Genomic DNA, 13140 nt, shown 5'->3' on the forward strand with positions numbered 1-13140 from the left:
CCGCGAACAAAGGTTTACCGCCCCAGCGTAAAACGCCATGCTTGGCGCATCTTTGGAATGAGAGATGCCCATGCTCACGGTGCAGGACCTGATCGATATCGAACTGCTCAAGTTGCAGGCCGTGGCTGGTGCGGCCGGCACCGGCAGGCTGATCACCTGGGCCCACACCGTCGACTTGCCAGACCCCTGGCGCTGGGTATCGCCAGGCGACCTGGTGATGACCACCGGCGTCGGCCTGCCCAGCGCCCCGGCAGACCAGGTGAGCTGGCTGGAGCAACTGGTGCAGAGCAACCCCAGTGCCCTTGTGGTGGCGCCGCGGGCCGATGCGCCGGCGCTGTCCGGCGAACTGCTGGCCGCCGCCGACCGCCTGTTGTTCCCGGTGCTGCATGGCAGCTTCGAACTGGAGTTCGTCAAGCTGTCGCACTACGTGATCGAGAGCGTGCTGCAGGCCCAGCGCGAGCGTTTCAACGCCAGCGAGCGGCTGTTCCAGACCTACGCCGATGCCTTGCGCAAAGCCCCCGACATGGCTGGGCGCCTGGCGATCCTGGCCGACACCCTCGGCCTCGACCTGGCCATCGAGGATGCCCCCAGCGGCACCACCGTGGTCGAAACCCGCCGGGCCGCGCAGGCTGCCGAGCGGGTGGAACGCATCCCGATCGGCGGCCGCGCCCGCGCCAACCTGCTGATGGCGCGCAAAGGCACACGCACGCAGGATGACGCCATCCTGGTGCGCTCGCTGGTCGGCTTGCTGGGGGTGGAACTGGAACGCCTGATGATCCACCGCGACCAGCAGCGCGATGAAGGCGCAGCACTGCTGCGCAGCCTGCTCGACAGCGAGACGGAGTTCAGCCTGGCGCGGCCGATGCTGGAGCGCCGTGGCCTGGTCGGCACCCTGGTGAGCCTGGCGATCAGGCCGGGTAGCCGTGGCCCATGGAGCAGCGCCGACATCCACCAGGCCCCTGCCCTGCATTACTCCACGCCGCTACTGCTCGACGACAAAGGCCTGCTGCTGGCGATCAGCCGTGACGACGCGCCAAGCCTGACGGCGCTGTGCCACAACCTCGGCGAGGGTACGGTGATTGGTATCAGCGGGCCGATCGCGGCGGCCACCGGCTTTCGCGAGAGCGTGCGCCAAGCCCGCCTGGCGCTGACCCAGGCCGAGGAAAGTGGCGCGCAGCAACTGCGCTATGGCGAGGCGGAAACCGGCCTGATCATGGCGCCCAAGTCGCTGGCCGAGGCGCGGGCGCTGGTGGGGCGTTACCTGGGGCCGCTGATCGAGCATGACCGCACCCAAGGTGCGGCGCTGCTGCAGACGTTGGTCACCTTCCTGCACAACGACGGCAACTGGAAGGCCACTGCGTATGATTTGGGGATTCACCGGCAGACGCTGGTGTACCGGCTGAAGCTGGTGGAGCAGCTTACCGGGATCAAGCCGACCACTACCGGCGGGATTGCGCGGTTCTGGATTGCGATTCAGGCGGGGAAGAATACCGACCTGTTCGAGCATCTGGTCTAGGCCCTTGGGGGCGCTTTGCGCCCCTGTCGCGACACAAGGCCGCTCCTACAAGGAGATCGCATACAGGTCCGACCTGGTGCGATCCCTTGTAGGAGCGGCCTTGCGTCGCGATGGGCCGCAAAGCGGCCCCAAATACACCTCAGTTCAACCCAACCTCTGCACCAGGCTGCTGCCCCCGCGGCCCCCGCACCATCGCATACGAAACCGCAATCACCACAATCGCAACCACGCATTGCCCCAGGCTCACCCGCATGCTCGGGTCGAAGGCCATGCTCACCAGCACCGCCACGATCGACCCGGTCACCAGCAACGGCAACCACGGATGCCCCCACATGGCGAACTTCAGCGTACCTTCCGCCACCCATTTGCGCCGCAGCCTGAGCTGCGACAGGCAGATCACCAGGTAGACGAACAGGAACACCGTGCCGGACGAGTTGATCAGGAACTGGAACACGGTATCCGGCCACAGCGCCGCAATCACCACGCAGCCATAGCCCACCAGGGTCGAGGCAATCACCCCGCGTACGGGTACGCCATTGCCGCTGACCTTGGCCACCCAGCGTGGCGCCTCACCGTTGGAGGCCAGCACATAGAGCAACCGCGACGAGGTATACAGCCCGGCATTGAGTACCGACAGCACCGCCACCAAAATGACCACGGTGAGCATGTCGCCTGCGCCGGGAATGCCGATATGCTCCAGGGTGGTCACGAACGGCGACTTGCCGGGGGTGATCGAGGTCCATGGCTGTGCCACCACGATGAAGAACGTCGCCAGCACGAAGAACACCAGGATGCGCAGCATCACCGTGTTCACCGCCTTGCGGATGTTGCGCGACGGATCTTCCGATTCGGCCGCCGCCAGGGTGGCGACTTCCACACCGGTCATGGAGAAGATCACCACCACCACCCCGGTGAACAACGCACCCACCCCGTGGGGCAGGAAGCCGCCATGCTGGGTGAGGTTGGCAAAACTGGCGCTGGAGCCAGGCCACAGGTTGAACACGTACAACCCGGCCACGACCAGAAACACCACGATGGCCGCGACCTTGATGCCGGCGAACCAGTATTCGGCCTCGCCAAACGAGTGCACCGACATCAGGTTGAGCAAGGTCATGCCGACCATCAGGCCAAGGGCAATGGCCCACACCGGGATATCGGGCAGCCAGGCATTGATGATCTGCCCGCCGACCACGGCCTCGAAGCCGACCACGATCACCCAGAAGTACCAGTACAGCCAACCGGTCATGTACCCGGCCGGGCGCCCGAAGGCCAACCGGGCGTAGTCGACGAACGAACCTTTGGCCGGGTGCGCGGCGGCCATTTCGCCGAGCATGCGCATCACCAGCGCGACGATCAGGCCGGTGATGGCATAGGTGATGAAGGCACCCGGGCCGGTTGATGCGATAACCGCGCTGGACCCTACGAACAGACCGGCCCCGATCACACCGCCCAGGGCCAGCATGCTGATGTGCCGGGTCTTGAGGGCACGCTTGAGACGCGGGTCATGCTCCGACTGAATCGGCATTGGTTGTCTCCTTTTATTATTAGTAATCAACATTGCCGCTTCGCAAGGGTATGCAGGGGCCAGAGCATGGCCTATCGCAAAAAAACAGGTGCGCAGGCGCTGGCCTGTACAAATGTATGAATGGCGGAAAGGACAGGAAGTGTCAGGCGACCGCAGCCGCGGGCTCTGTGGGAACGGCCTTGTGTCGCGAAAGGGCCGCAAAGCGGCCCCGGCAATTGCTGCCGTGACGCTGAAATCCGGGGGCCGCTACGCGGCCCTTTCGCGACACAAGGCCGCTCCCACAAGTACCGTGCATCAATCAGCCATCAGGCAGGTTGGGCACAGCTGCCCTGCCGGGCACTCCCCCGCACCGCCTCGGCCAGTTTGCGCAGGTTGGCCTGGTGGGCATTGACCAGGCTGGCGATGCTGTTGTCCGCGGGCGTCTGCAGCGAGGTACGGCAGGTCAGTTCGGCCGCACCCGGGCGCGTCAGGCGCCACACCGCCTCCAACGATGCATAGCGCCCCGGCACGCTATCGAAGCGCTGCACGTCCACCCGCAGCAACACCTTGCCGCCACCCACCGGCCCGCCCAACTGGTCCTGCAAGGCGCTGCGGAACTCATCCACCAGGTTGGCCCCCCACCACTCCGTCTCGAGGATGGCCAGGCCGCTCTGCCCTTGCCGCACCACCAACTGCGGGCGGTCCACCTGCGGCGGCACGGCCACCCTCGCCACCTGGATGCGCTGGCCACCGTCGCGCACCGGCTCGCTCGGTACCAGCGTGTGATAGTTGTTCGGGGTACTGCTGCAGCCCCACAGCACGGCCAGCAGGCCGGCGCCACACACATTGCGCAGTCGATGCATCGGCTGTCTCCTCAGGGTTCAAGGTCGGCGGCAGCGGCCGCTTTCGGCCGGCCGCGTATCAGCGACTCGGGGTGCCGGCCCAGGTAATCGGCAAGGTCACGCAGCGAACGCGACATGCGCTCCAGTTCGTCCAGGGTTTCGCCCATCCGCTCGCGCTGCGGCGAGTCCTCGGAAATGGCCGAATTGGCGGTGCGCAGGGTCTTGTGCACTTCGTCCAGCGCCACCTTCACGTCCGGCAGCGTCTGGCCGTTGAACTGCTTGAGGCTGGCGCGCAACTCTCGCAGGCTGCCGTCCAGGTTGTTGGCGATGCTCTCCAGCGGCAGTTTGCTGATGCGCTCCACCACCCGCTGCAGCTGTTCCTGCAACTGCTCCAGGCTGCCGGGCAAGGTGGGGATGGTGATAGGGTCTGCGGTCTTGTCGAAGGCCACCTTGGGGGCATCGGGGTAGAAGTCCAGGGAAATGAACATCTGCCCGGTGATCAGGTTGCCGCTGCGCGCCTGGGCCCGCAGCCCGTGCTCGACGAAGGTGCCGATCAGCCGGCGCGCACCGTCCATGTCGCCTTCGGCGTGCTTGAACACGGCCAGCATCTTGCGGTGCACCGGCCCCAGCCGCTGCGGGTAGATCACCGCATCGACCACCACCGGGAAGGTCTGCCGGGTGGCATCGTAGTCGAGCTTGACCGAAGTGACCCGGCCAAACTCCACACCCTTGAACTCCACCGGGGCTCCCACCGACAGGCCGCGCATGGCCTGGTCGAAGCGCAATTGCAGGTACTGCGCCTGGCCACTGGGCGGTGCCAGAGCGGCGTCGCGGTCGGCAAACAGCTGGAAGCGCGCCTGGTCGGCAGCGGGCTCGGCTTGCGGGGCGAAGTCGGGCGAGCCAAAGGCCAGCCCGCCCACCAGGATCGACGACAGTGATTCGGTATCGATCTTCAGGCCGTTGGCACCGATCTGCATGTCCACGCCACTGGCGTTCCAGAAGCGGGTATCGGCGGTGACGAAGCTGTCGTAGGGGGCCTGCACGAACACGCCGATCTCCACGCCCTTGCCATCGCCCTGCAGGGCAAAGGACACCACCTCGCCCACCGGGATCTTGCGGTAGTAGATCGACGAGCCAATATCCAGCGACCCCAGGTCGCTGGCGGTGAGCACAAAGCGCTTGCCCTTTTCGTCGTAGGTGATCGGCGGTGGCAGCTCCAGGCCGACAAAGGTCTTCTCCGGCACTTTCGATTCGCCGGCATCCGCCCCGATGAAACTGCCCGACAGCAGCGTGTCCACACCGGACACGCCGCCCACGCCAATGCGTGGCCGCACCACCCAGAAGCGCGCCCCCTGGGTGGCGAACGCGCGGGCGTCGTTGGACAGCTGGACCTTGGCAACCACGCTCTTCTTGTCGTCGGCCAGGTCCACCGTGGTGACTTCGCCGATCACCACGCTGCGGTACTTGACCTGGGTCTTGTGCGCTACCAGCCCTTCCCCGGTGTGGAAGGAAATGGCGATGACCGGGCCCTGCTGCATCCAGTTGCGCACCACCAGCGAAGCGCCGATCAGGATCGCCAGTATCGGCACGATCCATACCAGCGACACACTCCAGCGCCGGGTGTGCACTTCAACCTGCCCCGCGCCCTCGCGCTTGTCAGTCTGTTGCACCATCAATGCGGCCTCCCTCGTTGGCACGGCTATCCCAGATCAGGCGTGGATCGAAGCTCATCGCAGAAAACATGGTCAGCACCACCACCATGCCGAAAAACAGGATGCCCACCCGCGGCTCGATGGTGCCCAGCCCGCGCAGTTGCACCAGCGCCGCCACCAGCGCCACCACCATCACATCGAGCATCGACCAGTAGCCGATCAGCTCGACGAAACGGTACAGCTGCGAGCGCTGTCGGCAGGCCCAGGTAGAGCCGCGCTGGGCGGTGAACAGCAACAGGCCGAGCGAAAAGAACTTGATGGCCGGCACGCCCACGCTGGCAATGAAGATGATCAGTGCGATGTCCCAGGCCCCTGCCTCCCAGAACTCCAGCACACCACCGCCAATGGTGCTTGCGCTGCCACTGCCGAGCATTTCGGTGTGCATCACCGGCAGCAGGTTGGCGGGGATGTAGAAAACCAGCGCCGCCAGCAGAAACGCCCAGCCGCGGCTGATGGCATTGGCCTTGCGCCGATGGATGGCGGCACCACAGCGCTCGCAGGTGTGCTTGCCGCTGCCCAGTTCGCAGGCCTGGCCGCAGCCATGGCACAGGCACAGGCCCAGGTCGTCGGCGTTGGCCGGGGTATTCATACCTGCTCCCAAAGGTCGCGGATGTTTTTGCCGGCGATATGGATGATCAGCATGCTCAGTGCGGCCAGGGCCAGCAGGCCGATGCCGGGTATCACATCGAGCAACCCCGCCAGCTTGATCACCGCCACCATCGCCCCCAGCAGGCACACCTCCAGCATGCTCCACGGCCGCAGGCTCTCCAGGCTGCGCATGCACAGGGCAAAGCCGGGGGCGCGCTGGCCGGCCAGGGCGAAACTCAATAGCCAGCACAACAGGGTAATCTGCAGCACCGGCGCAAAGATGATCGACAAGGCCATGACCAGGGCGATGAAGGTGATACTGCCGTGGCTGAGGATCTGCACCGAGTCCCATAATGTCGCGGAATGGGTGAGCCCCTGCATGCCGATGGTCATCACCGGGTAGAAATTGGCGAACACCAGCAGGATGCCACCCGTCACGCTCAGGGCAAGCCGCTGCTGCACGGTCAGCGAGGTGTGCCGGTACAGCACGCCGCCACAGCGCTGGCAAACGGCCCGCTGGTGCTTGAGCAGCGGCGCACGGTGGTACACCGTGTCACAGTACTCACAGATGATCAGGTGCTGGGTCTGGCTCATGGGGTTTCCACAGGTAGCCCGGGCTCACGCCGTCATACGCAGGCGAACCACGTTTGATATCCGGTTTAGACCATCCCGGCAAAACTGCCATCATCGGCAGCAAAGGCGAACTATTCTGTGAAACGGGATCCCCACCCGCTGGAGGTTTGCCATGCGTACGATGACGTGGAGTTGCCTGCTGGTGCTGCTGTGCGCGGCATCGGCAACCCAGGCGCAGTCGGTGGTGCCACTCAAGGGCCAGAGCAGCCAGCAGATGCAACTGGATATCAATGATTGCAATACCGTCGCGACCAATGCCGCGAACAGTGCCGCGACCTCCAGCGACCCCCATGTCGGTGGCCGGGTACGCGGTGCCGCTGCCGGCGCGGTTGCCGGTGCGGCAGGCGCGCAGGTGCGCGGCAACCAGCACGACGAGCTGTATGACCGGGTCGGTGACGATGCCAAGGAGCAATACCGGCAGAACCGCGCCGGCGAAGTGGCCGCCGCCGGTGCTGCGGTCGGTGGCATGCGCCAGCGTCAGGACCGCCGTCAGGACCGGCGCGGCCAGGACGAAGCGAAAGCCCAGGCTCATGCCAGTGCCTATGCCGGGTGCCTGCAAGGGCGCGGCTATCAGGTCAACCCCTGACCAACGGGCACGCCATGCTCCTGCACGGCGTGCCCGATTCAGAACTTCGCCAACTGCTCCCGGCAGAACTCCACGAACAACTGCGCCGGCTTGGTCAGTTGCACCCGCTTCAACCAGGCCGCAGCCAGCCCTGACAGCGCCACTGGCTCGGCGATATCCAGCATGGCCAGACGTTGCCCGTCGTAGGTGTACTCCGAATGCGGCCGCGTCACCAGCAGCGAAAAACCGAAGCCCTGCCCGACCATGCCGCGCACCATCTCGATCGACGGCGAGCTGAAGACGATGTTGGGCGTGAGGCCCATTTCGTTGAACAGGCTGACGAAGTAGGTGCGGCTGGGGGCCACATCCAGCAGGATCATCGGCTCCGGGCACAGGTCACGCAGCGACACCTGGGCCTGGCCGGCGAAGCGGTGGTTCTCGGGCAGCAGCACATAGGGTTTCTGCGGCGGCATCAGCGGCTCGGCCTCGATGGTGCCGTCCAGGTCATGGTCGTAGAGGAACGCCAGGTCGAAGGTACCCGCGGTCAGGCCCTGGATCAGGTCCTGCTGCTCGCCGTCGCGCAGGCGGATATCCACCCCCGGGTAACGCTGGCGAAAGCCGGCGATCAGCCGCGGCAGATACAGCGGTGCCACGGTTTCGAAGCAGCCGATATCGATTTGCCCGGCCACGGTGTCGTTGTCGGCCAGGGCGTTCTGTTCGAATTCGTGGGCCATCTGCAGCAGCGACTTGGTCTTGGCATAGAAGCGCTTGCCGCTGGGCGTCAGTGACACACCCTGGGCGTGGTGACGGATGAACAGCTGCACGCCGAAGCTTTCCTCCAGGCTCTTGATGGCCGTGGAGATGGAAGGCTGGGCGATGTACAGCTGGCGTGAAGCCTCGGCCACGCTGCCGGCCTCGACGGTAGTGACGAAGTACTTGAGTTGTCGCAATGTGTAGGCCGCCACGGGCACCTCTCTGACGCCGGTCTGGGCGCGCTGGGATCATGCCTGTCACTTTACCCTTGGCAGCGGCTGGGTGGGGGCCGGGTGATGAAGGATTTACCTATGGCTTGAGCAGGTTTTTTGTAGGGGGACTTTAGCCGCGAAGAATCCGACGCGGCGCATGCCACGGGCTTCGCCGGTGTTCGCGGCTAAAGCCCACAGGAGCCTGGCAGCCCGCTGGTCAAATACCCCTGATTGTCTTTACTAGTACTCATCGGCTCCAGACATAGGGCGTGCGCTTATGAAGATCGTGGTCACCAGCATCCTCGTCGACGACCAGGCCAAAGCCCTGGCTTTCTACCACTACGTACTCGGTTTCGAGCCCAAGCACGATATCCCCATGGGCCGACACCGCTGGCTGACGCTCACCTCCCCCAACGACCCCAACGGCGTCGAGCTGCTGCTCGAACCCGACGCGCACCCGGCCGCCAGGGAATACAAGGCCGCGCTCAAGCAGGACGGCATCCCCGCCACCTCGTTCGGCGTGCGTGACATCCAGGCCGAATATACCCGGCTGTGCGCGGCAGGCGTGCAGTTCACCCAGACGCCCACCGACATGGGGCCCGTCACCGTAGCGGTGTTCGATGACACCTGCGGCAACCTGATCCAGATCGCCCAGAAACACTAGCAATGTTCAGGGCCCCACGGGCAGGCGCAAGGTCGCGCGCAACCCGTGTGGCGCCTGGTTGCGCAACTGCACGCTGCCACCCAGGCGGGTCATGATGGTGCTGACGATCGACAACCCCAGCCCGGCGCCATTGGTCGAGCCCTTGCTGTAGAAGCGCTCGAACACCCGCTGCTGGTCGACTTCGGCGATGCCCGGCCCTTCGTCATCGACACTGACCAGCAAGGCCTGGCCTTCGCGCTGCAGTGCCACGGTGACCCGACCGCCTGCCGGCGAATGGTCCACGGCATTGGCCACCAGGTTCTGCAAGGCGATACCCAACGCGCCAGCGTCGGTGTGCAAATGGTAGTCGCCGGCAGCGATGTCCAGCGAAGGCTCCAGCCCACGCTCCAGTATCCAGGGCGTCAGCTCGGCCAGGGTCTCGGCCACCACGCCTTGCAGGTCCACCCGCGGCCAGTCGCGCCGGCCTGGCCGCGGCTCCAGGCGGGCTAGGGTCAACAGCTGGTTGACCACCCGGGCAAGGCGGTCGACACCGCCCATCAGGAACTGCAGGGCCTTGTCACGCTCGGCAGCGCTGTCTGCATTGAGGGCGTTCTGCGCATGCAGGCGCAGGATGGCCAAGGGCGTGCGCATCTCGTGGGCAGCGTCGGCGATGAAACGGTGCTCGCGGCGCAGCAGGTCATCGATCTGCCCGAGCAGGCGGTTGATCGCCGCCTGCATCGGTTCCAGCTCCTTCGGCAACGGCACCAGCTGCAACGGCTCGAGCGACTCGGCGTGGCGGGCGCGGATCACCCTGGCCATGTTCTGCAGCGGCCGCAGCCCCCAGCCAATGGCCGCCCACACCAGCAAGGCCAGGGCCAGGCTGCCGAACAGGAATGGCAGCAGCGTGTGCCGCACGATGCGTTCGATCAGGTCGTCGCGCACGTCGTTGCGCTCGCCCACCCAGATCACCCAGTGTTTTTCCGGCACCGGCAAGACGAAACTGCGCCAACGGCGCCCGTCCACCACCACGTCGGCAAACCCTGGCACCCGCGGCGCCTGCCCCAGCTGCGGGGCGCTGGGCGTGTGCACCAGCAGCCCGTTGTCGTCGGCCCACACCTGGAAGGCCAGCTTGCTCTCGTAGCGGTGCCCCACCTTGTGGTGCCCGGCCTTGCTCAAGGCCTCGTCGAAGGCACGGTACAACTCGTCACGGCTCTGCTCCTGCACCGGCAGGCTCATGATGCCCTGCAGCAGCCGGGCGTTCTGCGCCAGGTGGGCGTCGTACACCTCGTTAATTTCGTGGCGGCTGTCGTGGTAGTTGTACAGCGCCAGCAACCCGCTGCCGACCAGCAACAGCAGCATCACCCGCCACAGGGTGCGTTGGCGCAGCGAGCTCATGCCTTGCGTTCCACCAGGTAGCCGATTCCGCGCACGGTGCGGATCAGGCCGTTGAACAGCTTCTTGCGCAGGTGGTAGATGTTCACTTCCAGGGTATTGCTCTCCGGCTCTTCATCCCAGCCATACAGCAACTGGGTCAAGCGTTCGCGGGTGAACACCTTGCCCGGCTGGGCCAGCAATTCGTGCAGCAGCAGGTATTCCTTGGGCGTGAGCACCACCGGCTGGCCCTGGTAGTGCACCTGTTGGCTGACCGGGTCCAGGCACACCCCGGCGTGTTCGATCAACACCCGCGCACGGCCACTGCTGCGCCGCAGCAAGGCCCGCAAGCGGGCCTTGAGTTCGTTGAGGTCGAAGGGTTTGACCAGGTAGTCGTCGGCGCCGGCGTCCAGCCCGGCGATGCGGTCCTCGGTGGCGTCGCGGGCGGTCAGCACCAGCACCGGCAGGCTCTTCCCGGCCGCACGCAGGCGCCGCAACAACTCGATGCCATCCAGGCGCGGCAAGCCCAGGTCGAGAATGGCCAGGTCGAACTCCTCGTGGCACAGGGCATGCAACGCGCTGGCGCCATCCTGCAACCAGTCGAGGGTATAGCCCTCGCGGCGCAGGCCGTCACAGATCCCCTCCCCCAACGCGGCGTCGTCTTCTACCAGCAGCAGGCGCATGCTTAATCCTGTTTGTCCTTGATCGCTTTGAGTAAAGCATCGATTTCACCGCGCCGGCCCTGGTCGGCCAGCTCCCGCCCGGGCCGGGGCGGTGCCTGCAACGCCTTTTGCAGGGCGGCGCGGGCTTCGTCGTAGCGGTTCTGCCGGTACAGGTGGTCAGCCCAGAAGTAGTTGCTGTCGATACCGTCGGGGTTGATCGCCAGCGCCTGGCGCAGCATGGCCTCGGCCTTGGCTTGGTCGCCGAAGCTCAGCGGCCAGCCGGGCACCTGGTCGTACAGCGCGCCCAGGCTGGTGTAGGCCGAGCCCTGCAGGGCCTTGGGGTCCATGGCCAGGGCCTTTTCCAGGCTGGCGCGGGCGGCCTTGACCTTGCCCAGCGCGCCCAACCCGCCGGTGGCGCCGGCCCAGCTGCTGTTGACGATGCCGTCCCAGATCAGCGGCTCGGCCGAGCCCGGGTGCTGGCGCACCAACGCCGCCGACTGTACCGCCAGGGCCTCGAACGCCCCGGCACGCTGGGCTTCGGGCAGGTTGTAGCGAATCACCGCCCAGCGCTGCTGGATGGCATTGAGTTGCTGGGTACCGTTCTGGTCGAGGGCCCAGGTGAACGGGGCGATGGCCAGCAGGCCGGCCAGTATCAGTCGTTTCATTTGCTCGACTCCTTGCTGTGCCAGGTGCTGTAGCGGCGGATCAGCGGCAGTTGCTTGCGCAGGGCGCGGTCGACCACGCCCGGCAGCATGCCGTTAAGGCGCACGAAGAGTTTTTCCGGCCAGCCCAGGTACAGTTCGCTGCGCTCGGCCTGCACCGCGTCGAGCACTGCCCGGGCGACATCCTGCGGGTCATCGACGCCTACCTTCAACGCCTGGTTCAGGGCCTGCGCGGCGCTGCTGTTCATCGTCGTGCGGGTGGTGCGCGGTGCGGCATACAGCACGTTCACCGAGGTGTCGGCAAGCTCGCGGCGCAATGCCTCGGAGAACCCGCGCAAGGCAAACTTGCTGGCGCAGTAGGTGGCATAGCCGGGGTAGCCGATCGAGCCGTAGATCGACCCCACGTTCACCACCAGCGCACTGGGCTGCGCGCGCAGCAGCGGCAGGCACAGGCGGGTGAGCTGCACGGCGGCCTTGATGTTGAGGTCGAACAACTCGTCCAGGGCGGCCTCGTCCATCTGTTCGAGCAAGGCGAAGCGGTTGACCCCGGCGGCGTTGATCAACAGGTTGCAACTGCCCATCGCCCGCGCCGCCTCCAGCACGTCACGGCGGCCTTCGGCGCAGCGCAGGTCGGCCTGCTGCCAACGCAGTTGGCCGGGGTAGCGCGCCATCAGTTCGGCCAGCTTGCCCTGCTGCCGGCTGACCGCCAGTACGTGGCCCCCGGCGCTGCAAAGCTGGTCCGCCAGCTCCAGGCCGATACCACCGCTGGCGCCGGTGAGCACCGCCACGCAATCAGGCAAGCGCATGCTGTACCTCCTGCTGCGCGGCACGCGGCAGCCCTTCGAACATGGCGGTGTACAGGCGGTACACCACTTTGGCAGCGTGAATTACCGCCTGCTGGTCCTCGGCTTGGTCCAGGCGGTTCATCAGGCCACGGTAGGTGGCCATGTGGTCCTGGTCCAGGGCGCCATGGGAACTCAGGTAGCTGAACGCCTGGTCCGGCAAGCCGAGGCTGCTCTGCAGGGTACCGGCAGCCTGGGTGGCCAGGGCAATGCTGGTGCCTTCGAGCACGTTGACCATGCCGAACAGCCCGACCGGGTTGCCACGGGCAATCTGGTCGTAGAGAAAGGCCACCATCAGCTCGACAGGCAATGCCGGGCGGCCGCCCGCCACCTGGTGGGGGTCGCCACCGCAGGCGGCGATGTCATCGAGAATCCAGCGCTCATGGCCGTATTCTTCCTCGATGTACTCGCACACTGCGCCGCGCAGCCACTCCAGCCGCGCCGGCAAACGGGCCCCGCAGGCCATCATCAAGGGTACGGTGTGCCGCACGTGGTGGTAGGCCTGGGTCAGAAAGGCCACGTAGGCCTCGAGGCTGGCCTTGCCGGCCAGCGCGTCGCGGATGACCGGGACGCTGAACAATGCCGTACGCTCGTCGGCGGTTTCCTGCTGCAGCGTATCGAAGAAAAACATGGCA

At 65.9% G+C, this 13140-nt stretch carries 14 protein-coding genes; 3 read left to right on the plus strand and 11 right to left on the minus strand.

Annotated features, from left to right (window positions below):
- The first annotated feature begins 70 nt into the window (after positions 1–70).
- On the plus strand, positions 71–1516 hold the full coding sequence (locus CAG46_RS21605) for a PucR family transcriptional regulator (protein WP_085618506.1): 1446 nt from the start codon (positions 71–73) through the stop codon (positions 1514–1516).
- 139 nt (positions 1517–1655) lie between these two features.
- Here CAG46_RS21605 and CAG46_RS21610 read toward each other — a convergent pair whose 3' ends face one another.
- The 5 genes from CAG46_RS21610 to CAG46_RS21630 form a co-directional block, all read right to left on the minus strand.
- Positions 1656–3041 carry an amino acid permease gene (locus CAG46_RS21610; RefSeq protein ID WP_085618504.1) on the minus strand — a complete coding sequence of 462 codons (1386 nt, stop codon included), beginning with the start codon at positions 3039–3041 and terminating at the stop codon, positions 1656–1658.
- A gap of 305 nt (positions 3042–3346) precedes the next feature.
- Entirely contained in the window at positions 3347–3883 is a 537-nt protein-coding gene (locus CAG46_RS21615; protein ID WP_085618503.1) for a membrane integrity-associated transporter subunit PqiC, read from the minus strand.
- 11 nt (positions 3884–3894) lie between these two features.
- On the minus strand, positions 3895–5535 hold the full coding sequence (locus CAG46_RS21620) for an intermembrane transport protein PqiB (protein WP_085618501.1): 1641 nt from the start codon (positions 5533–5535) through the stop codon (positions 3895–3897).
- On the minus strand, positions 5519–6163 hold the full coding sequence (locus CAG46_RS21625; protein WP_085592668.1) for a paraquat-inducible protein A: 645 nt from the start codon (positions 6161–6163) through the stop codon (positions 5519–5521). Before CAG46_RS21625 ends, CAG46_RS21620 begins: the two co-directional genes overlap by 17 nt.
- Positions 6160–6756, minus strand: coding sequence for a paraquat-inducible protein A (locus tag CAG46_RS21630; protein WP_085618499.1), 597 nt, complete (start codon positions 6754–6756; stop codon positions 6160–6162). The genes CAG46_RS21625 and CAG46_RS21630 overlap by 4 nt, the downstream gene beginning before the upstream one ends.
- A gap of 151 nt (positions 6757–6907) precedes the next feature.
- Here CAG46_RS21630 and CAG46_RS21635 point away from each other — a divergent pair, with 151 nt between their 5' ends.
- Positions 6908–7381: a YMGG-like glycine zipper-containing protein gene (locus CAG46_RS21635; RefSeq protein WP_025338638.1), complete on the plus strand. Its 474-nt coding sequence runs from the start codon at positions 6908–6910 to the stop codon at positions 7379–7381.
- Positions 7382–7419: 38 nt separating this feature from the next.
- On the opposite strand, the gene CAG46_RS21640 is transcribed toward CAG46_RS21635, so the two are convergent.
- Positions 7420–8325: a LysR family transcriptional regulator gene (locus CAG46_RS21640; RefSeq protein WP_025338637.1), complete on the minus strand. Its 906-nt coding sequence runs from the start codon at positions 8323–8325 to the stop codon at positions 7420–7422.
- Positions 8326–8602: 277 nt separating this feature from the next.
- On the opposite strand from CAG46_RS21640, the gene CAG46_RS21645 reads away from it, so the two are divergent.
- On the plus strand, positions 8603–8989 hold the full coding sequence (locus CAG46_RS21645; protein WP_085592672.1) for a VOC family protein: 387 nt from the start codon (positions 8603–8605) through the stop codon (positions 8987–8989).
- A 6-nt stretch (positions 8990–8995) separates the two neighbouring features.
- Here the strand turns inward: CAG46_RS21645 and CAG46_RS21650 are convergent, their stop codons facing one another.
- The 5 genes from CAG46_RS21650 to CAG46_RS21670 are packed head-to-tail and all read right to left on the minus strand — an operon-like array spanning position 8996 to position 13136.
- The gene (locus CAG46_RS21650; RefSeq protein ID WP_085618497.1) at positions 8996–10363 is read right to left on the minus strand and encodes a sensor histidine kinase; all 1368 of its coding nucleotides are present in this window, start codon (positions 10361–10363) and stop codon (positions 8996–8998) included.
- On the minus strand, positions 10360–11022 hold the full coding sequence (locus CAG46_RS21655; RefSeq protein WP_075044829.1) for a response regulator: 663 nt from the start codon (positions 11020–11022) through the stop codon (positions 10360–10362). The genes CAG46_RS21650 and CAG46_RS21655 overlap by 4 nt, the downstream gene beginning before the upstream one ends.
- A 2-nt stretch (positions 11023–11024) precedes the next feature.
- A complete protein-coding gene (locus CAG46_RS21660) occupies positions 11025–11666 on the minus strand; it encodes a tetratricopeptide repeat protein (RefSeq protein ID WP_025338632.1) in 642 nt (213 codons plus the stop codon).
- Positions 11663–12469 (minus strand): SDR family oxidoreductase, encoded by an 807-nt coding sequence (locus CAG46_RS21665; protein WP_085618495.1) that lies wholly within the window; start codon positions 12467–12469, stop codon positions 11663–11665. The genes CAG46_RS21660 and CAG46_RS21665 overlap by 4 nt, the downstream gene beginning before the upstream one ends.
- Positions 12456–13136, minus strand: a complete 681-nt coding sequence (locus CAG46_RS21670) for a TenA family transcriptional regulator (RefSeq protein ID WP_085618493.1) — start codon at positions 13134–13136, stop codon at positions 12456–12458. Before CAG46_RS21670 ends, CAG46_RS21665 begins: the two co-directional genes overlap by 14 nt.
- Positions 13137–13140 lie beyond the last annotated feature (4 nt).

Source organism: Pseudomonas sp. B23(2017) (assembly GCF_002113725.1).
Lineage (GTDB): Bacteria > Pseudomonadota > Gammaproteobacteria > Pseudomonadales > Pseudomonadaceae > Aquipseudomonas > Aquipseudomonas putida_Z.